Raw genomic sequence first — 18,543 nt, 5'->3', positions numbered from 1 at the left:
CCTCGTCTTTCATATCCCGAAGGAGAGCATGCCGGTTGCGGCTCGCTACACCGCGAGCAACGTGCTTCGTGACGGGCCAGGGATGTGCAGGGCTTGCTTCCGCGAGAACGAGGGCTCAGCGCGAAGGTTGCCCTGTGGCGACCCTCTAAGCCGGCTGGGTCTAGGCATGTCGTGAACGACTGATGTCCGCGCGCCGTCGCGTTGAACTCCGCAAGCTCGAACGGGATCAGTTGGATGAGGATGTGCTCGACTGCACGGCGGTCGACCCGTGCCGGTCTCCATGCTTTAAGAGCACGAGAACTTGTCGTCGAACTCGTTGTAGTAGGCCCGAAAGGGGCACTGACCAGGGGTTCTATCCGGCAAAAAACAGAGATGGCACACGCAGGATGCGAACTACTATCCGGAGGTTACCACCACCCCCGGCGAGGGGTGCGCCTCACCCGCCTTAGACGACCGGCCTACTCGACCCCTTGGTCTTTCGGGTAGAGGTACTGCGAGATGACCACAAGCAAACTGACCGTCTCAACCGTGAGCCCGGAAATAAACGCTACCACGATGGTTGGCGAGAGCATCTTACCCAGGGGCCTTCCGTAGCCGAGAAATACCATACCAACTACCAAAGCGACACTTGTGAGGATGCAGAGGGCAGCCATGCTGAGAGCAACATAGAACAACACGGTCCGGAAACCCTGGGCTTGAATAAGCCGCGCACCCTTGAGGTCGTTCACTAATCGCTGGTCTTCGCGATCGAGCCTGACATCTTTTTGGACGTCAGCTACTTCCGCATTTTGAAGCTTAGCCTCGGTCCGGGTTTTTTTCGAGACGGACGCGCCGCTTCTCGACAGCTGCGGGCGAGACCCCGTACTTTTTCGCCAGCGCAACATCGTCCATTCGCTCGACATCAATACTGAATTGCGGATTTGGCATCAGCAAAGCGCCGGCAAACTCGTCGGCAAAAAACTCATGAAGGGTATACTTGGTTGATCGTGAATCTCGGAACGAGAATTCTGGATCTTGCGTTAGCCGTGTCCGCTCGATGAAATGACCCAGCTCGTGAGCAAGCGTGAACCTTTGACGCGGCTCCGGCTCTTGACTCGCTATAAGAACTTCAGCATCTTCTTCAGCTTCTTTGACAATCATTCCGGAAACCTTCGGTGGCAACTCCGTTGTCAAAACGCTGATACCGAGTGCTTCACAAATAGCATACGGATCTACAAAGCCACGCCGGTCCGCGAACTCGCGGCGCAGGAGATCGGCCTGCTTCCGAGCTTCAACCCAAAGCAGCGGCATTGGAGTCCTTCTCTGACAGACGAGGTGAGTCCAGCGGAGGACTCGTTGTACTGAATGATGCACTCTATCGGCAGGCACTGACGATCTCCTCGGTGGCGCGTCGCGATCCAGTACGCCAGGCCCGACTTCTACGGGCGGCACACCTGAGTCGTGTGGCTGACGCGTCAGACTTAGTCGCGCTCGCGTGGAACCTGGTCCTTGGAAGCGCTGGTTAGCCGCGCTGCCTGCGCCTCACGCGATGCCTCAGCATGCTGGTCGGACAGCGTCAACTCGTAGAGCTCACTACGGACGAGCTCAGCTGACCCGTACGGGACGAGCCGCCGAAGCGCGGACAGCGTGAGACCGCCGTCACGCGTGAGAATGATCGTGCCGTGCTTCTTGGCGCCGGCGTGGGTCAGAGTCGGATTTCCGCGTGACTGGTGGTGGTCGAGCGGGTGTCGTCGCTGCCGATGGTGTTGGTGTCGAGCGGCTGCGCCTTCTGCGCGGCGGGAATGGTTTTAGCGGCAAGCCCGGTCAACGTGACTGGTGGCCGTGACGCCGCGGCCGGCGACGGTCATTCTCGCGTCGTCTCCTCGGCCTGAGATGGTGAGAGCGTTGCCGTCGAGGCAGAAGTCTCGCGCTCTTCGAAGACGACCTTGACGTTGTCGCGGCCGGATCCATAGCGGCCTCACGCAAACAGTTGTGGGCAAGATGTGGGCAGAGGTGCGGCTGCGAACAAAGAAACCCCTCGCATCCCGAGACCTCCGGGGGCGCAGGGGCGCGGAGTAGTGGCGGAGGGTGTGGGATTCGAACCCACGAGACATCTCTGCCCACCTGTTTTCAAGACAGGCTCCATCGGCCACTCGGACAACCCTCCGTGACGCGACCACGTGGCGAGACGTGACCGCGTCCGGAGCAGTCTACCGGGCCTCCCGTCCGGCGGCGGAGCGCCCGCGCGCGCCTCAGCGGGGCAGGGTGTCGAGCGCCGCCGCGAGCCCGTCGTCGGTGACGCCACCGGTGATCTCGCTGCCGGCGTCGACGACGTCGTCCGGCGCCTGCCCCATCACGACACCGCGGCCCGAGGTGGAGGCCCACCGCAGCATGTCGATGTCATTGCGTCCGTCACCGGCCGCGAAGACACGGGAGCGCGGGATGTCGAGCCACTCGCGGACCCGCTCCATCGCGGTCGCCTTCGTGACACCCTCCGGCGCGATGTCGAGCCAGGCCGTCCAGCCGACGGTGTACGAGACCTTGTGCAGGCCCATCCGGTCGACGATCTGCAGGAACTCCTCGAGCCCGTGCTCCGGGGAGATGACGACGACGCGGGTGGCGCGGACCCCGAGCAGCTGCTCGAAGTCGACGTGGTCGCCGGACCCGGTCATGGTGTCGTCGGGGAAGTCGCCGGACAGCAGGTAGTGGCCGGTCTCGTCCTCGACGCCGTACGCACCGTTCTGCAGGGCCCCGCGGATGGTCTGCAGGACCTCGGTCGGGTCGAAGGTCTCGACGTGGACGCGCTCGTACTCGCCGTCGGGGGTGCGCTCGAGCGTGAGCGCGCCGTTGGCACAGACGAGGTACCGCGGCTCGATGCCGAGCTGCTCGAGCAGCGGGACGGTCATGCCCTCGCTGCGGCCGGTGGAGAGCATGACCTCGTGCCCGGCGGCCTCGGCGTCGCGGACGGCCCGGATGACGGTGTCGGTGATGACCCCGTCCTCGCGCATGGTCGTGCCGTCGATGTCGAGCGCGACGAGCCAGCGCTTCACCCGCGCGGGCGCAGCGGCGTCCCGGCCCGATGCCGCGTCGGACCCGTCCACGAAGCCGCGTGAGGAGCTCATCGGGGCTCGATCACCTCGACGCCGCCCAGGTAGGGCCGGAGGACCTCGGGGATGACGACCGAGCCGTCCTCCTGCTGGTGCGTCTCGAGGATCGCGACGAGCCAGCGGGTGGTGGCCAGCGTGCCGTTGAGGGTCGCGACCGGCGCGGTCTTGCCGCTCTCGGTGCGGTACCGGATGTCGAGGCGGCGGGCCTGGAACGTCGTGCAGTTCGACGTCGAGGTCAGCTCGCGGAAAGTGCCCTGCGTCGGCACCCATGCCTCGAGGTCATACTTCCGCGCAGCACTCGTGCCGAGGTCACCCGCGGCGGTCTCGATCACGCGGTAGTGCAGCCCGAGGTCCTGCAGCATCGACTCCTGGTACGACATGAGCCGCTGGTGCTCGGCGTCGGCCTGGTCCGGGTGGACGTAGGCGAACATCTCGAGCTTGTTGAACTGGTGCACCCGGAGGATGCCGCGGTTGTCCTTGCCCGCCGACCCGGCTTCGCGCCGGTAGCAGGTCGACCAACCGGCGTAGCGGAGGGCCGGGTCGTCCTCGGACGGGAACTGCAGGATCTCGTCCGCGTGGTACCCGGCGAGGGCGACCTCGCTCGTGCCGGTCAGGTACAGGTCGTCGGCCTCGAGCCGGTAGACCTCGGCGGCGTGCTCACCGAGGAAGCCGGTGCCGGCCATCGTCTCGGGGCGCACGAGGGTGGGCGTGATCAGAGGCTCGAAGCCGTGCTGCACGGCGCGGTCGAGGCCGAGCGACATGAGCGCGATCTCGAGGCGGGCGCCCATCCCCTTGAGGAAGTAGAACCGCGAGCCGGAGACCTTGACGCCGCGGGCGATGTCGATGATGCCGAGGGACTCACCGAGGTCGGCGTGGTCCTTCGGCTCGAAGGCGAACGACGGCTTCGTGCCGACGGTGCGCAGGGTGACGAAGTCGTCCTCGCCACCGGCGGGCACGTCCGGCAGCACCACGTTGGGGATGGCGCGGACGACGGAGTTGAAGGTGTCCTCGGCGGCGGTGACGGTGGCCTGCGCCTCCTTGACCTTCGCGGCGAGCGCCTGCGCCTGCTGCACGAGCGCGGCCTTCTCGTCCTTCGGGGCCTTCGCGACGGTCTTGCCGAACGCGTTCTGTTCGGCGCGGAGCGCCTCGAACGCGGTGATGGCGCTGCGTCGCGCTGCGTCCGCGGCGACGGCCTGGTCGACGACGTCGACGGAGGCGCCGCGCGCCGCCTGCGAGGCCTTGATGAGGTCCGGTTCGTCGCGCAACAGCTGGGGGTCGATCACCGGCCCAGCTTACCGGGGACCCGGTGGCCGATCGGTGGACGCACCGGTCGGGAGGCCCGGCACAGGATCGACCCGCGCTCCCGTCCCGGACGTGGTCACGTTCCGGACCGCGCAGCCGGTGCCCGGTAGCGTTGACGGCATGTCGACGCCCTCGGAAGCCACCGCCGTGCCGGAGGACGCCCCTGCCACGGACCAGCGCACCGCCGCAGTCATCTACAACCCCGTCAAGGTCCACCTGCCGACCCTGAAGCGCACCGTGAACCGGTACCAGCGCGAGGCCGGCTGGTCCGAGACCAAGTGGTACGCCACGAGCGAGGAGGACCCGGGCGGCGGCATGGCGCGGCAGGCACTCGAGGCCGGTGCGGACGTCATCGCCGCTGCCGGTGGTGACGGGACGGTCCGCGCCGTCGCCGAGGTCGTGCACGGGTCCGACGCCGCGCTCGCCCTGCTGCCGAGCGGCACGGGCAACCTGCTCGCCCGCAACATCCCCGCGCCGATCGACGACCTCGGTGCCAGCGCGCACACGATCTTCCACGGCGAGGACCGCGAGATCGACATGGGCACGGTGCACGTCGAGCGCCCCGACGGCTCGCGTGAGCAGTTCGGCTTCCTCGTGATGGCCGGCCTCGGGCTCGACGCACGGATGCTCGTGAACACGAACGACGACCTGAAGAAGAAGGTCGGCTGGCTCGCGTACGTCGACTCGCTGGTCCGGTCGCTGCGGGACTCCGACGCCATCGAGTTCCGTTACCGCCTGGACGGCCAGAGCACCCGGTCGGTCCGCGCCCACTCGCTCATCGTCGGCAACTGCGGCATGCTGCAGGCCGGCGCGACCCTGCTGCCGGACGCCGAGATCGACGACGGCTACTTCGACGTCGTCGTGATGCGTCCGCACGGGTTCTTCGGCTGGGTCCGGATCGGGGCCCGCGTGTTCTGGGAGAACGCGATCCTCCGCCGCTTCCGTCGCTCCGCGCTCGGCAAGACCGAGATCGGCAAGACCATCGTCACGAAGACCCGCGACGAGCGTCCGCTGCGCTACCTGCGCGGCGAGGAGTTCACCGCGCGGCTCGAGCGTGCCGAGGAGTTCGAGATCGACGGCGACCCGGTGGGCGAGGTCCGCGCCTTCCGGGCGAAGATCGACGCGGGCGGTCTGACGGTCCGCGTGGCCGGACCCGAGGACCAGACGCGGGCGACCCGCCGCCGCTGACCGCGCGCGGGGGTGTCGGACGGGAGGCTCAGCCCGCGTCCGGCTCCCCGCTCACGATCGCGCGCAGCCAGTCGCGCGCCTCGACGAAGGCCTGGTCGGAGTAGCGGGGTGAGACCTCGGACCGGAGGCCGTCCGCACGCGGGTACGAGCCGAGGAAGGTCACACGCGGGCTGAACCGGCGGAGACCGAGCAGGGCGTCCGCGACGCGTTCGTCGTGGACGTGGCCGTCCAGGTCGATGACGAACCGGTAGCGGCCGAGCTCGTCGCCGATCGGACGCGAGGACAGCAACCCCATGTTGATGCCCCGGGTGGCGAACTGCTCGAGCATGTCGACGAGGGCACCAGGGTGGTCCGCGGGCAGTTCGACGATGACGCTCGTCTTGTCGGACCCGGTCCGCGGCGGGATCGCCAGGGTCTTCGAGACGAGCACGAACCGCGTGACGGCGCTCGCGTTGTCGCCGATCGAGTCGGCGAGCACGGCGAGGTCGTAGTGGTCGGTGATGCCGGGCGGGGCGACGGCGGCGTCCGCGGTCGGGTGGTCGTCGAGGAGCACGGCCGCCGCGGCGACGTTCGAGGACGCCGGGATGTGCCCGTGGCCCGGCAGGTTCGCCTCGAGCCAGTGGTGCGTCTGGGCGTAGGCGACCGGGTGGGCGTTCACGGTGCGGACGTCCGACAGGGACGTGCCGGGGCGGGCGACGAGCACGAAGTCGACCGGGACGAGGTACTCCCCCACGATCCGCACGCCGGGGATCCGGGCGAGGGCGTCCTGCGTGGCGCTCACGCCGCCGTCGACGCTGTTCTCGATCGCGATCACGGCTCCGACCGAGCGGCCGGTCATGACGTCGTCGAGCGCCTCGCCGACGTTGTTGACGCTCCGCCAGGGCTTCCCGGCGGCGGCCTCGACGAGCTTGAGTGCCGCCTCGGTGAAGGTCCCCGCCGGTCCGAGGTAGCTGTAGGTCTCGGACGGGGAGTCGGCGGCCTGGCTCATACCGGCGAGCCTATCGGCGTGCGGTGCCCCGTCCGCCGCTCAGAGGACGAGCTGCATGGTGTCCGAGTCGCCGTTCCGTCCGACGGTCCGGAACCCCGCTCGTTCGTAGAGGATGCGCGCACCGGTGTTGCCGTCCTCGACGCTCAGGCTCATCCCGGGCCATCCGGCGTCGCGCGCCGCGGCGACGAGCCGGGTGAGCAGCGCCGAGCCGATCCCGCGGCCGCGTGCCCGGGCGTCGAGGGCGAGGGTGAGTTCGGGGACGTCCTCGGCGACGAACCCGTACCCGGGGTCCTCGGCGGGCAGGTGCACCGCCCACGCGACGCCGACCGGTCCGTCGTCGTCGGTCGCGACGACCCCGAGGTCGGCGGCACCGGGCCGCTCGGGGTCGAACGCGGCGGAGTAGTGGGCGAACTCGGGCCGGTCGAGGTCGGCGTCGGCGAACCGCTCCCCCGACCAGTTCATCGCGTCGAGGGTCGCCCGGCGGAGCAGCGGCAGGTCGTCGGCGGTGGCCGCGCGGTACCCGATGCCGTCGACGGTGCTCGGCAGGGAGTCATCGGCGGTGCCGGTCATCCGCGCCTCGCACATCTCGGTGGCGGCGACCACCTCGTCGCAGGACGCGCCCTCCGCACCGGCTCCGTCCCCGCCGGGCATGTCGCTGACCGCGGCGAACCGGCCCTCGGGGTCGACCCGGGCGAGGAGCACGCGGGAGATCGTGTCGAGCTCGGCGACCTGCTCGTCGGTGAGCGCGTCGATCACCAGACGACGGGCGGTGCGGACGTGGTCCGGCGCGGCGGCGACGATGTGGTCGAAGCCGGCGTCGGTGAGCCGGACGTCGGTGGCGCGGCGGTCCTCGGAGGACGGGCACCGGGCGACGAGCCCACGCTTCTCGAGGCGCGACACGACGTGCGACAGGCGCGGGAGGGACGCGTTCGTGGCCGACGCGAGGACCGACATCCGCAGGGTGCGGGAGTCCCGCTCGGACAGCATCGCGATGACCATGTAGTCGAAGAGCGTCAGGTCGGCGTCGCGCTGGAGCTGCTGGTCGAGCGCTGCGGGCAGGAGTTCCATGACGGCGACGAACCCCATCCAGGCACGCAGCTGCTCACGGGAGAGCCAGGGCGTGTCGTCGGTCATGCCGCTCATCCTACGGAGAGGTTGTCGCTGCAACCACAGCATCGTCCGGACGACGCCGAGCGGTGACCACGCCGACCACGAGCACGACCACGACGACGGCGGCGAACACCCCCTCGACGACGAGCAGCCGCGCGGTGTAGTCGAACGGCAGGACCGTGGGGTTCTTTGTGCCCTGCGACTTCGCGACGATCTCGGACACGGCGACGAGCGCGAGCACGCTGCCGAGGACGACCGCGGCCTGCACGACCACGAGCACCCACGTGCGGAGCGTGCGCCCTGCCCGACGGAGCCCCGCGCCGACGGCGAGCACGAACGGCGACAGCACGGCGTCGTGGAGCACGACCGCGGCGAGCAGCCACACGAGCAGGCCGCCGATCCGGTCCGTCCGGACCGAGGTCAGCAGGACCCACGCCCCGAAGGCGATGACGAGCACGCCGACGACCACGAGGACGGTCCGCGCCACCCGGATCCGCCGGTCGGGACGCTCGGCGGTGGGGACCGCGCTCATGCGATGACCTCGATCCGTTCGATCCACTTCGTCTGCAGGACGCCGGGTCGTCCGGGGGCGATGATCCGCGCCGGGAACCCGTGCTCCAGGTCGAGCGTCGCACCGTTGAGCTCGAGGGCCACCAGGGTGGTCGGGTCGGCGGTGTACTCCGGCCCCATCTCCATCACCCGGTATCCGCCGTGCTGCTCCAGACTCGTCACCCGCACGCGTACGTCCGGGTCGGACTGCACCGCCGCGAGCAGGTCGCGCATTCGGACGCCCTTCCAGCTCGCCATCTGGCTCCAGCCCTCGACGCACGAGATCGGGAGCCGCGCCTCGGCCTGACCCAGGGCGACGAGTTCGGCGCGTGAGAACGTGCGGCTGACCGCCGGGCCGGCGACGGTGAGGGCCCAGTCGGCGGCGGTCGCCGTGGCGAGGACCCCGGCGGCGCGAGCCGTCCGGTTCACCGGCAGCCCGTTCTGCCCGATGTGCCGCTGACGGGGAGCGAAGACGTTGAACGGCTCGGCGAGCACCGACGACTGGCCGGCCGTGAGGACGACGACGCCGGCCGTGGCCGCCGTGACACCCGCGATGAACCCGCGGCGGGCGAGACGCTGGCGCCCGCCTTCGGCGTCGGCGTCGGCGGCCGGGTCCGGTGCCGCACGGTCCGCGACCGGCGGAGCGCCGTCGATCCAGCGGTGGAGGCGACCGACGAACCCGCGGGACGTCGCGGCGGCGGGAGGGCGGGCCTCCAGGCCGGGACGGGCCTGCAGGGTCGGGTCGGGCAGGTCGCTGCCCACCGTCTCGTCCACGACGAACCGACCGTGCTCGTCGAACGCGTCCCGTGAGCGCCAGTACCGCGTGATGATGCGCAGCTTCGTGCCGATGTGCAGCACGAGCGAGCCGATGAGGACGTACGCGAGGGCGTTGTGGACCTGCCGGAACGGGAACGGCCACGGGTACCACTGGAAGGTGTTGAGCAGTCCGGTCACGACCTGGATGAGCGCGGCCGCCACGAACACCGCGATCGACAGCCGCTCGAGCCCGTGCAGGACACCACGCACGGGCGGTGTCTGGAGCAGCGCCGGCATGACGACGTTGAGCTTGGCGAGCAGCAGCGGGATCGCGGCGATGCCGGCGGTGACGTGCAGGCCCTGCGTGACCTGGTAGAGCTGCACCGGCCGGGTCGGGAAGCGCATCCACCCGGGCGGTTCCTGCAGCAGGTGGCTGTAGACCCCGGTGGCGAAGCAGACGAGGAACGCGATCCCGAGCAGCCGACCGGTGACGACCGCCGAGCGCGCGGTGCGGTTCGGCGACGCCATCACGCTCCGTGCGTCCAGGAGGAGGCGCTGGACGCCCGCTAGCCTCGACGGACCATGAGCGAACGACTGCGCCCCGGCCGCCGACCCTCGACCGGGCTCGTCGCCACGCTGCTCGCCGTCGTGGGCGTGCTCGCGCTCGGCACCGTGATCGCCGTGGGTGTCACGCATCTGGGGTTCCTCCGGGAGGGTCATCGCTCTCCATTCGTCACCTGGACGCTCATCGCTTGGACGGTCTTCGCGGCTTCCGTGCTGGCGCTCAGGTTCGTGCCGCCGCACCTCGTGACGCGGATCGTGCTCGGTGGGGCGGTCGTGGTCGGCATCGCGGCCCTCGTCGGCCCGCCGAACACGAGCACCGACTCCGCACGCTACGCCTGGGACGGCATCGTGCAGCACGCGGGCGTGTCCCCCTACGCGCACACGCCGCAGTCCGAGGCCTTGGCAGGTCTCCGCCCGGAGTGGTTGTTCCCGGACAAGGTCGACGGCACGTGCAAGCCGCTCGAGCCGCGGTACCGCGGACTCGGGGACGGCGCGCTCGGGCACTGCACGGCGATCAACCGTCCGGACGTCCCGACGATCTACCCGCCGATGGCCGAGCTCTGGTTCGCCCTGGTCCGGGTCTTCGTGCCGGCCACGGCGCAGTACATGCCGTTCCAGGTCGCTGGACTGCTCGTCTCGCTCGGCGTCACGGTCGGCCTGCTCGTCGTCCTCCGTCGGACCGGCCGACCGACGTGGTGGGCCGCGCTGTGGGCCTGGTCACCGCTCGTCGCCGCCGAGGCCGTGACGAACTCGCACGTCGACGTCGTCGGGGCCGCTCTGGCCACCGCGGGTGCCGTGCTCGTGGCCTTCGGTCGGCCGATCTGGGGCGGCATCGCGCTCGGTGCCGCGACGGCGACGAAGCTCATCCCGGCGATCGTCTACCCCGCACTGCTCGGCCGGTGGCGGAGCTGGGGGGCGATCCCGGTCGGCGTCGCCGTGTTCGGGCTGCTCTACGTGCCGTACGTGCTCTCGACCGGGCCGAAGGTGCTCGGGTACCTGCCGGGCTACCTGTCGGAGGAGGGCTACGAGGACGGCTCGCGCTTCGCCCTGGTGGCGGAGGTCCTGCCCGGCGACGCGGCGACGATCGCCGTGGGCCTGATCGTCCTCGTCGCGGCGGTCATCGCCTGGCGGCTGTCGGACCCCGCGAACCCGTGGTCCGGGCAGGTGTTCATGATCGGCGTGACCTTCCTCGCGGTGACGCCGCGCTACCCCTGGTACGCGCTGCTGCTCATCCCGTTCGTGGTGCTCTCCGGCCGGTGGGAGTGGCTGTCCCTGACGCTCGCCATCGCGCTGCGCGGGGTGTGGCCGTCGGTCGTCGCCTACCGGTGGTGGCTGCTCGCCGCGATCGCGGTCGTGCTCGTCGTCACCCTCGTCCGCACGCGCCGCGAGGACTGGCTCCGGTGGCGGGACCGCATGCTCGGCCGGAGTCCGGGAGCCCCGGTGCCCGCCGGAGACGCGAGCCGCGGTCCCCGCGACGTATCCTGACGACATGCCGGCCCAGATGCTCCCCTCGACGGGTCTGATGAGCCGTGTGCGCCCGGGAGCGACGGACACCGCGGTGCACCCCCTGGTCGCACAGCATCCGGGCCTCCCGCCCCGGCCCGACGGCGACCCGGGCCTGGTGGACCGGTTCGGCCGGTACGCCGTCGACCTGCGGGTGTCCCTGACCGAGCGCTGCAACCTCCGCTGCACCTACTGCATGCCGGCCGAGGGTCTGCCCTTCGCGCCCGACGCAGCGCTCATGTCCGCGGACGAGATCGCCCGGCTCGTCGGCCTCGGGGCGCGGGAGCTCGGCATCCGCAAGGTCCGCTTCACCGGCGGTGAACCGCTCCTCCGCAAGGACCTCGTCGACGTCATCGCCCGGTGCGCGGCGGCCCACCCCGACCTCGAGCTGTCCCTCACCACGAACGCGATCGGACTCGCGGGTCGCGCGGCAGCGCTGCGAGCGGCCGGACTCCACCGACTGAACGTCTCGCTCGACACCGTGGACCCGGACGTCTTCGCCGAGGTCACCCGGCGCCCGTTCCTCGACCGCGTCCTCGAGGGGATCGCCGCCGCGGCCGACGCCGGCCTCGGGGTGAAGATCAACGCGGTCCTGCTGCGCGGGGTGAACGACCACCTGGCGTCCGAGCTGCTCGCGTGGTGCCTGGAGCGCGGCCACGAGCTGCGGTTCATCGAGCAGATGCCGCTCGACCCCGGGCACGCCTGGGACGCCACGACGATGATCACGGCCGCGCAGATCCGCGACCTGCTCAGCGCTGACCACGTCCTGACCCCCGACGACGCCCCGCGGAACGGCGCTCCGGCCGAGCGGTACCGGGTGCGGTCCCGGGCGACCGGCGCCGACCTCGGGACGGTCGGGGTCATCGCGAGCATCACCGAGTCGTTCTGCGGCGACTGCACGCGCACCCGGCTCACCGCCGACGGTCACGTCCGCAGCTGCCTGTTCTCCGACGACGAGACCGACCTGCTCGGTGCCCTACGCGCGGGCGCCGACGACGCCGACGTCCTGGACCGCTGGCGGCGGGCGATGTGGGCGAAGCCCCGCGACCACGGCGACGACACCGACGGCCTCGTGCACCCGACCCGGGGCATGAGCGCGATCGGAGGATGAGGACATGACCACCCTGCGCTTCTTCGCCGCCGCCCGTGCCGCGGTCGGCATCGACGACACGACCGTCACGGCGGACTCGCTCGACGACGCCCTCCGTCAGGTCGAGGCTGCCGACCCCGAGCGCTGGGCCGCGCTGCAGGAGCGGTGCTCGTACCTGGTCGACGGGGTCACCACCCGCGACCGGTCGACGTCGCTCGACGGGGTGGCACTCGTGGACGTGATGCCGCCGTTCGCCGGCGGCTGAGCAGCGCCCAGAGCTCAGCACACGGAGCTCAGCACACGGAGCTCAGCGCACGGGCGCCGGACTCCGCGCTCAGGACTCCCAGACGGTGACCTCGGCGGGCGGGACGTGCACCCGCACCGTCGATCCGACCGTCGCCCCGAGCGCCGCGACCGCGGCCAGGGTCAGGTCGGCGGACAGGTCGTCGGTGCGGAACCGCACCAGGCCGTTCCGCGGTTCGAGGGCACGGACGACCCGCGGCAGACCGGGGCCGACGCCGGTGTCCCGTGTCACGACCGCCGCCGTCGGGTGGTAGGCCGCCGACACGGGTCGACCGGCAGGCACGTGGTGCGCGGCCGACGCCAGCGGGCCCCCGCCACCGGAGCCACGGTCGAGTACGAGCCCGTCCGCCGTCGCGGTCCCGTGCACCACCACCAGACCCGAGAACGCCGCCGCGAACCCGCTCCGCGGACGCGCGAGCACCTCGGCCGGGGTGCCGGACTCGACGACCCGCCCGTCCTGCAGGACGACGACCCGGTCCGCGAGGGCCATCACCTCGACCGGGTCGTGCGTCACGAGGACGCTCGGCCGACCGGACACGGCCGTGCGGAGGGCGGCGCGGACGTCCTCGCGCGCGCCGACGTCGAGTGCCGAGGTCGGTTCGTCGAGCAGCACGACGGCGGGGTCGGCGGCCAGCGCCCTGGCGATCGCGACGCGCTGCGCCTGCCCGCCGGACAGCGTCCGGGGCGCCCGGTCTGCCAGGTCGGCCACCCCGACGGCGGCCAGGGCGTGCCGGGCTGCCGCGCGGGCCTCCCGGCCGGACCGGCCCGCGGCCCGCGGCCCGAAGGCGACGTTCGCGAGGACGGAGAGGTGCGGGAACAGGTCGGGCCGCTGGGCGACGAGTCCGATGCGGCGACGGTGTGCCGGGAGGCCCCGCCCGGCACCGGCGAGGACCCGGTCGTCGGAGCGGACCGCACCGCCGTCGAGCGGCAGGAGGCCGGCGACCGCGTCGAGGACGGTCGACTTGCCGGAACCGTTCGCACCGACGAGGGCCACGCACTCGGCCGGTCCGACGGACAGGGCGACGTCGACGTCCCGGTCGTGGCGGACCACGTGCGCGACGAGGCCGGTCCGGGCTGCGGCGGCGGTCACGGCGTCACCGCGCGGGTCCGGACGGACGCCAGGCCGATGACGAGCACCGCGACGACCACGAGCACGAGGGCGAGGGCGACCGCGGCGTCCGGGTCGACCTCGCGCTGCAGGTACACCTCGAGCGGGAGGGTCCGGGTCACCCCCTGCAGGCTGCCCGCGAAGGTCAGCGTCGCGCCGAACTCACCGAGCGCCCGGGCGGCGCAGAGCACCAGGCCGGACAGGATCCCCGGTAGCACCCGCGGCGTCGTGACGGTCAGGAACGTCCGGGTCGGGCCGGCGCCGAGCGTGGCCGCGACGCGCTCGTAGCGGTCCCCCTCGACGCGCAGGGCACCCTCGATCGCGGACACCAGGAACGGCATCGCGACGAACGTCTGCGCCATGACGACCGCCACCGTGGTGAACGCGATCCGCAGTCCGTGCTCGTCGAGGAACGCGCCGACCACGCCCATCCGCCCGAACGCGGCCAGGAGCGCGAGCCCACCGACGACCGGCGGCAGCACGAGTGGCAGCAGCACGACCGCCCGCGCCACGCCGATCCACCGCGACCGGGACCGGGCGAAGAGCACCGCGAGCGGGTAGCCGAGCACGAACGACACCCCGGTCGCCGCAGCCGCGGTCCCGAGGCTCAGGACCAGGGCCGTCCGGGACGCGGGTGACGTGACGAGCGCCACGAAGGACCCCCACTCGACGCGGCCGACCATCGCGAGCACCGGCACGACGACGAACAGGCCGCCGAGCACGGCCGGCACCGGCAGCCACCACGGGACCGGTGCACGGCGGACGCTGCCGGAGCGGCCAGCGGCGCCGTGGCCGGCGGCACCGTGGTCGGCGGTGGTGCGGGCGGCGGCGGCACGGGTGGCGGTGGCACGGCGCACGACGGTCAGGGCTCCCCGAACCCGGCGGCGGCGAGCACCCGCTGGCCGGCGGGCGACAGCACGTACGCCGTGAACGCCCGAGCGGTCGTCGGGTCTGCCGCGTCCCGGAGCACGCTGATCGGGTAGGTGTTCACGACGTCCGCAGCAGCGGCGAACGGGACGCCCGCCACGTCCCCGCCCGCGCCCTGGACGTCGGTGCGGTAGACGATGCCCGCGTCCGCCTGACCGGACGTGACCTTGCCGAGGACGTCGGTGACGGACTGCTCCTCGCTGACCGGGTGCAGCTCGACCCCGCTCGCACGCTCGACGGCCGCGGTCGCAGCACCGCACGGCACCGGCGCGGCGCACGTGACGAGCTGCACGTCCGACGCCGTCAGGTCCGCGAGGTCGGACACGTGCAGCGGGTTGCCCGGCGCCACGGCGATCTCGAGCGTGTTCGTCGCGAAGGCGCGCGGCGGACCGTCCAGCAGGTCGGCCCCGAGCGCCTCGGTGCTCGCCTGGTCGGCGGAGGCGAGGACGTCGGCGGGGGCACCGTTGCGGATCTGCGAGACGAGGTCGCTCGAGCCGGCGAACGAGAACGTCACCGTCGTGCCGGGGTGCGCGCGCTCGAACCCGCGCCCCAGGGTCGTGAAGGTCCGTTGCAGCGATGCCGCGGCGAACACCGTGACCGTCCTCGAGGGAGTCCGTTCCACGCCGCCGCCCGCGCGGTCGGCGGTGGGACCGCTCGCGCACCCGGCGGTCGTCAGCGCCAGCACGAGGACGGCTGCGAGTGCGGTCGCGCGTCGCATCGGCCCTCCACACTGCCGCAGGTGCGGCGTCCACGGCCGATCCTATCCGCACCAGCGGTCGACGCCTCACTCGGATGCGAGCGGGAGCCCTTCCCGACGCCATGCGTCGACGCCACCGTCGAGGACGGTCACGGGCCTCCCGGCGGTCCGTGCCCACGCATCCGCGCGGGGCCCACGGGCGCAGGTCACGACGACCTCCGTGTCGGACGGGACCGCGTCCGGGTGCACGGACCCGGCGATGACGCCCGTCGCCCACTCGGCCGGTGTGCGCACGTCGACGACCGTCACCCGGTCGGCGGGGTCGGCGAGACGGGCGGCGAGTGCGGACGGGGCGATCCGCGCGGGCCGGGTCACGCCGTCCGCGTCCGCGTCCGCCGTCCCGGCCGGGAGGCCCGTGGGCCGTCGCGACGCCGGCCCACGTCGGACGGGACTCTCGGTCCACCGCCACCGGCGGGCGTCGACGGTGAGGAGCCGCCCGAGCAGGGGCTCGCCGAGACCCGCGACGAGGGCCGTCACCTGCGCGGCCATCACCGACCCGACCGCGCCGCACAGTGCCGGGAGGACCCCGTCGACCGCGCATGACCCCTCGTCCGGCAGGACCTCGGGGTGCAGGTCGTGGAAGTCGACACCGTCCGGACCGGCGTCCCGGAACACCGAGACCTGGCCGTCCCAGGACAGCACCGTGCCCCAGACGAACGGGATCCCGAGCGGCGCGCAGGCGTCGGACACCGCACGGGTGACGTCGACGGCGTCCGCGGCGTCCACCACGACGTCGTGCCCGGCGACGTGCTCGGGCCGGAACCGTCCCACGACCGCGACGACCTCGAGCTCGGGGTCCACCGCGCGCGCCCGGGCGGCCGCGACCTCGGCCTTGGCGGAACCGACGTCGTCGCTGGTGAACAGGGTCTGCCGGGACAGGTTCGACCCGTCCACGACGTCGTCGTCCACGATCGTCAGCCGACCGAGCCCGCTGCCGGCCAGGAGGGCGATCACCGGTGCACCGAGGCCGCCGGCACCGACGACGAGCACCCGGGCTCGACCGAGACGCTCCAGGACGTCCGGCCCCGCACCGGTGAGCGCCGCCGTGCGTGACCCGAGGCGCCGACGCGCGGTGCTGACGGGCGTGTCTGTGTCCATCTCCGTGTCCGTGCTCGTGTCCGGTGTCGTGCTCACGCGTCCGTCTCCGGGCTCGCGGCCTCGACCGTCACCATCGTGGCCTTGACCGAGGCGACCGCGACGGACCCGACCTCGAGACCGAGCTCCCGGACCGCCTCGGCACTCATCAGCGACACCACCCGGTGCGGCCCGCACTGCAGCTCGACCTGGGCCATCACCGTGTCGACGACCAGGCCCGTCACGATGCCGACGAACCGGTTGCGTGCGGAGCTCCGGACGCCCGACGGGTCGGCGAGCTGGTCGCCGCGCGACGAGGCGTACTCGGCGAGTTCCCGTCCGTCGACCACGGCCCTGCCCGCGGGGTCGGTCGCCCTCGTGAACGTGCCGCCCTCGACGAGCCGCCGCACGGTGTCGTCGCTGATGCCCAGGTAGGTCGCGGCGTCACGGATGCGGAGCTGCGTCATGACGACGACCCTAGACCGGGGACGACCCGGTACGACTTGTGGACACTCACCGTCTCGCAGGGCCCGACACCGGGTTCCCGTCCAGCGGCGCTCGGTACCGTGCTGGGCGTGAGTTCCCCCCGTACCGGCAGCATCGGCGTCCCGCACGCGGTCCGCCGGGTACCGGTGCGTGCCGGCGTCCGCGGGGCCGTCTCCGCCGCCGCGACGGCAGCGGTCCGGGTGCCGGAGCTCACGATCGGCGCGGTGGGCGTCGTCGTCGCCGCGGCAGCCTCGTGGGTCCCGTCCGTCTGGTACGACGAGGCGGCGACCGTCACGAGTGCCCAGCGGTCCTGGGCGCAGCTCTTCGCGGAGCTCCACACCGTCGACGCCGTGCACGGTCTGTACTACGCCCTGATGCACGTCTGGTTCTGGCTCGTCGGGTACACCCCGTTCACGTTGCGCCTGCCGAGTGCGCTCGCGATCGGGGTCGCCGCGGGACTCGTCGTCGCCCTCGGCCGACGCCTCGGCGGACGACGGGTCGGCATCACGGCGGGCATCGTCTTCCTGCTCCTCCCCCGCGTGCAGTGGGCGGGGACCGAGGGACGTCCCTACGCCACCATCACGACGCTGTCGGTCTGCCTGACGCTCGTGGGCGTCACGGCCCTCCGCCGCACCCGGTCACGCGCACCCCGGGCCGCCGGGTGGTGGGTCGCCTACGGCGTGCTCGCCGTCGTCGCGGTGCTCTGCAACGTCTACCTGGCGCTCGCGGTCCTCGCCCACGCCGTCGCGCTCGCCTGGACCCTCGTGGCCGAACGGCACGCGCTGCGGACGGCCGTGGTCACCCGGGACGGCCGCACGCCCGGGCCGCCGCTCGTCACCGGTCGGGTGCTCGTCCGCTGGGCCGTCGCCGCCGGCATCGCCGCCGCCGTGGTCGCGCCGTTCGTGGTCGTCGTGTCCTCGCAGGCGAAGCAGGTCGGCTGGATCAAGGACATCAGCCGCGACACCCTCGGGCAGGTGTGGTCGACCGCCTGGTTCGGCGCGTCCGACCCGTACGCGGCCGTCATCTGGTCCCTCATGGTCCTCGGCGTCGGGCTCGCCCTCGTGCAGGTGCACCGCCGGGTACCGTCCGCACGCGCCCTGTTCCGGGCGCAGACCGTGCGGGTGGCGCTGCCGCTCGTCGTCGTCCCCACCTCCGTGCTCCTCGTCGCGACGGCACTCGGTGAGCGTCTGTACTCGCCGAAGTACGCGACCCTCAGCCTGCCGTTCGTCGCGCTCCTCGTCGCCGTCGCGCTCACCGCGGTCCGGCCGAAGGCGCTGCTCGCCGCCGCCGTCGCGGTGCTCGTGGTCCTGTCGGTCCCCACGGCCGTGACCGTCAAGGGCCCCGAGGCGAAGCAGGCGTCCACCTGGGCGCACGCCGCCGCGATCATCAGCGCCGAACGCGCCGCCCGCCCGAGCGCCAACGAGGGCGTCGTGTTCGGCAGCGTCTACCGCCACCCGACGACGACCGCCGAGGTCATCCGGGTGTCCTACCCGGACGCGTTCTCGGGTCTGACCGACCTGGCCGTCGCGACCGACGGGGCCGACGAGGGCGTCCTCTGGAACACGAACGGCGACCTCGCGACGACCGTCCCGTCCCGTCTCGGCGACATCGACACCGTCTGGTACGTCGGCGGCACCTCCCGCACCATCCGGCCCGAGCTCAAGGCGGTGCTCGAGGAGCAGGGCTTCCACGTCGCGCACAACTGGCAGACCGGCAAGGTCATCATGTCGGAGTTCGTCCGCTCCTGACCCC

General features: G+C 72.0%; 19 protein-coding genes and 1 tRNA gene. 5 read left to right on the top strand and 15 right to left on the bottom strand.

Going from position 1 to position 18,543, the window contains the following annotated elements; all coding sequences use genetic code 11:
• Positions 1–458 precede the first annotated feature (458 nt).
• The 6 genes from DEI95_RS10845 to serS form a co-directional block, all read right to left on the bottom strand.
• A complete protein-coding gene (locus tag DEI95_RS10845; RefSeq protein WP_111060227.1) occupies positions 459–728 on the bottom strand; it encodes a hypothetical protein in 270 nt (89 codons plus the stop codon).
• 67 nt (positions 729–795) lie between these two features.
• Positions 796–1,290, bottom strand: a complete 495-nt coding sequence (locus tag DEI95_RS10840) for an ImmA/IrrE family metallo-endopeptidase (RefSeq protein ID WP_111060226.1) — start codon at positions 1,288–1,290, stop codon at positions 796–798.
• A 394-nt stretch (positions 1,291–1,684) separates the two neighbouring features.
• Complete coding sequence (locus tag DEI95_RS16985) at positions 1,685–1,807, bottom strand: hypothetical protein (protein WP_258367572.1); 123 nt, start codon at positions 1,805–1,807, stop codon at positions 1,685–1,687.
• A 251-nt stretch (positions 1,808–2,058) separates the two neighbouring features.
• A tRNA-Ser gene (locus DEI95_RS10835) sits at positions 2,059–2,146 on the bottom strand.
• Between the two features lie 85 nt (positions 2,147–2,231).
• Positions 2,232–3,101, bottom strand: a complete 870-nt coding sequence (locus DEI95_RS10830) for an HAD family hydrolase (RefSeq protein WP_111060225.1) — start codon at positions 3,099–3,101, stop codon at positions 2,232–2,234.
• Positions 3,098–4,369, bottom strand: coding sequence for a serine--tRNA ligase (gene serS / locus DEI95_RS10825; protein WP_110825990.1), 1,272 nt, complete (start codon positions 4,367–4,369; stop codon positions 3,098–3,100). The genes DEI95_RS10830 and serS overlap by 4 nt, the downstream gene beginning before the upstream one ends.
• A 139-nt stretch (positions 4,370–4,508) precedes the next feature.
• On the opposite strand from serS, the gene DEI95_RS10820 reads away from it, so the two are divergent.
• On the top strand, positions 4,509–5,576 hold the full coding sequence (locus DEI95_RS10820; RefSeq protein WP_110826056.1) for a diacylglycerol kinase family protein: 1,068 nt from the start codon (positions 4,509–4,511) through the stop codon (positions 5,574–5,576).
• Positions 5,577–5,604: 28 nt separating this feature from the next.
• Here the strand turns inward: DEI95_RS10820 and pheA are convergent, their stop codons facing one another.
• Genes pheA through DEI95_RS10795 form a run of 4 tightly spaced genes read right to left on the bottom strand, consistent with a single transcriptional unit; the run spans position 5,605 to position 9,507 of the window.
• The gene (gene pheA, locus DEI95_RS10815) at positions 5,605–6,564 is read right to left on the bottom strand and encodes a prephenate dehydratase (protein ID WP_111060224.1); all 960 of its coding nucleotides are present in this window, start codon (positions 6,562–6,564) and stop codon (positions 5,605–5,607) included.
• A 39-nt stretch (positions 6,565–6,603) separates the two neighbouring features.
• Positions 6,604–7,698, bottom strand: a complete 1,095-nt coding sequence (locus DEI95_RS17065; RefSeq protein ID WP_309146540.1) for a bifunctional helix-turn-helix transcriptional regulator/GNAT family N-acetyltransferase — start codon at positions 7,696–7,698, stop codon at positions 6,604–6,606.
• 10 nt (positions 7,699–7,708) lie between these two features.
• Complete coding sequence (locus DEI95_RS10800) at positions 7,709–8,206, bottom strand: hypothetical protein (RefSeq protein ID WP_111060223.1); 498 nt, start codon at positions 8,204–8,206, stop codon at positions 7,709–7,711.
• The gene (locus tag DEI95_RS10795) at positions 8,203–9,507 is read right to left on the bottom strand and encodes a molybdopterin-dependent oxidoreductase (protein ID WP_111060222.1); all 1,305 of its coding nucleotides are present in this window, start codon (positions 9,505–9,507) and stop codon (positions 8,203–8,205) included. Before DEI95_RS10795 ends, DEI95_RS10800 begins: the two co-directional genes overlap by 4 nt.
• Positions 9,508–9,561: 54 nt before the next feature.
• Here DEI95_RS10795 and DEI95_RS10790 point away from each other — a divergent pair, with 54 nt between their 5' ends.
• Genes DEI95_RS10790 through DEI95_RS10780 form a run of 3 tightly spaced genes read left to right on the top strand, consistent with a single transcriptional unit; the run spans position 9,562 to position 12,401 of the window.
• Entirely contained in the window at positions 9,562–11,028 is a 1,467-nt protein-coding gene (locus tag DEI95_RS10790; protein ID WP_111060221.1) for a glycosyltransferase family 87 protein, read from the top strand.
• Between the two features lie 4 nt (positions 11,029–11,032).
• Positions 11,033–12,157 carry a GTP 3',8-cyclase MoaA gene (gene moaA, locus DEI95_RS10785; RefSeq protein ID WP_258367571.1) on the top strand — a complete coding sequence of 375 codons (1,125 nt, stop codon included), beginning with the start codon at positions 11,033–11,035 and terminating at the stop codon, positions 12,155–12,157.
• A 4-nt stretch (positions 12,158–12,161) separates the two neighbouring features.
• On the top strand, positions 12,162–12,401 hold the full coding sequence (locus DEI95_RS10780) for a MoaD/ThiS family protein (protein ID WP_110891058.1): 240 nt from the start codon (positions 12,162–12,164) through the stop codon (positions 12,399–12,401).
• Positions 12,402–12,470: 69 nt separating this feature from the next.
• On the opposite strand, the gene DEI95_RS10775 is transcribed toward DEI95_RS10780, so the two are convergent.
• From DEI95_RS10775 to DEI95_RS10755, 5 genes are all read right to left on the bottom strand, one after another.
• Complete coding sequence (locus tag DEI95_RS10775) at positions 12,471–13,529, bottom strand: ABC transporter ATP-binding protein (protein ID WP_220036651.1); 1,059 nt, start codon at positions 13,527–13,529, stop codon at positions 12,471–12,473.
• The gene (locus DEI95_RS10770; protein WP_258367577.1) at positions 13,526–14,284 is read right to left on the bottom strand and encodes an ABC transporter permease; all 759 of its coding nucleotides are present in this window, start codon (positions 14,282–14,284) and stop codon (positions 13,526–13,528) included. The genes DEI95_RS10775 and DEI95_RS10770 overlap by 4 nt, the downstream gene beginning before the upstream one ends.
• A 125-nt stretch (positions 14,285–14,409) precedes the next feature.
• Complete coding sequence (gene modA, locus DEI95_RS10765; protein ID WP_110910955.1) at positions 14,410–15,192, bottom strand: molybdate ABC transporter substrate-binding protein; 783 nt, start codon at positions 15,190–15,192, stop codon at positions 14,410–14,412.
• Between the two features lie 66 nt (positions 15,193–15,258).
• Complete coding sequence (locus DEI95_RS10760) at positions 15,259–16,329, bottom strand: ThiF family adenylyltransferase (protein WP_146243647.1); 1,071 nt, start codon at positions 16,327–16,329, stop codon at positions 15,259–15,261.
• A gap of 32 nt (positions 16,330–16,361) precedes the next feature.
• On the bottom strand, positions 16,362–16,772 hold the full coding sequence (locus DEI95_RS10755; protein ID WP_110825981.1) for a molybdopterin-binding protein: 411 nt from the start codon (positions 16,770–16,772) through the stop codon (positions 16,362–16,364).
• Positions 16,773–16,880: 108 nt separating this feature from the next.
• Here DEI95_RS10755 and DEI95_RS10750 point away from each other — a divergent pair, with 108 nt between their 5' ends.
• Positions 16,881–18,539 carry a glycosyltransferase family 39 protein gene (locus DEI95_RS10750; protein WP_146243646.1) on the top strand — a complete coding sequence of 553 codons (1,659 nt, stop codon included), beginning with the start codon at positions 16,881–16,883 and terminating at the stop codon, positions 18,537–18,539.
• Positions 18,540–18,543: the final 4 nt, after the last annotated feature.

Origin of the sequence: Curtobacterium sp. MCBD17_008 (genome assembly GCF_003234475.1) — a bacterium.
In the GTDB taxonomy this organism is placed as follows: domain Bacteria; phylum Actinomycetota; class Actinomycetes; order Actinomycetales; family Microbacteriaceae; genus Curtobacterium.
This window is presented reverse-complemented; position numbering and strand designations above follow the sequence as displayed.

Bases quoted from the DNA above. Each gene is read 5' to 3' on its own strand.
- DEI95_RS10830 (WP_111060225.1), bottom strand. From the start codon at position 3,101: ATGAGCTCCTCACGCGGCTTCGTGGACGGGTCCGACGCGGCATCGGGC.
- moaA (WP_258367571.1), top strand. From the start codon at position 11,033: ATGCCGGCCCAGATGCTCCCCTCGACGGGTCTGATGAGCCGTGTGCGC.
- DEI95_RS10760 (WP_146243647.1), bottom strand. From the start codon at position 16,329: ATGGACACAGACACGCCCGTCAGCACCGCGCGTCGGCGCCTCGGGTCA.
- DEI95_RS10780 (WP_110891058.1), top strand. From the start codon at position 12,162: ATGACCACCCTGCGCTTCTTCGCCGCCGCCCGTGCCGCGGTCGGCATC.
- DEI95_RS10820 (WP_110826056.1), top strand. From the start codon at position 4,509: ATGTCGACGCCCTCGGAAGCCACCGCCGTGCCGGAGGACGCCCCTGCC.
- DEI95_RS10795 (WP_111060222.1), bottom strand. From the start codon at position 9,507: ATGGCGTCGCCGAACCGCACCGCGCGCTCGGCGGTCGTCACCGGTCGG.
- modA (WP_110910955.1), bottom strand. From the start codon at position 15,192: ATGCGACGCGCGACCGCACTCGCAGCCGTCCTCGTGCTGGCGCTGACG.
- DEI95_RS10790 (WP_111060221.1), top strand. From the start codon at position 9,562: ATGAGCGAACGACTGCGCCCCGGCCGCCGACCCTCGACCGGGCTCGTC.
- DEI95_RS10800 (WP_111060223.1), bottom strand. From the start codon at position 8,206: ATGAGCGCGGTCCCCACCGCCGAGCGTCCCGACCGGCGGATCCGGGTG.
- DEI95_RS10840 (WP_111060226.1), bottom strand. From the start codon at position 1,290: ATGCCGCTGCTTTGGGTTGAAGCTCGGAAGCAGGCCGATCTCCTGCGC.
- DEI95_RS10755 (WP_110825981.1), bottom strand. From the start codon at position 16,772: ATGACGCAGCTCCGCATCCGTGACGCCGCGACCTACCTGGGCATCAGC.
- pheA (WP_111060224.1), bottom strand. From the start codon at position 6,564: ATGAGCCAGGCCGCCGACTCCCCGTCCGAGACCTACAGCTACCTCGGA.
- DEI95_RS17065 (WP_309146540.1), bottom strand. From the start codon at position 7,698: ATGACCGACGACACGCCCTGGCTCTCCCGTGAGCAGCTGCGTGCCTGG.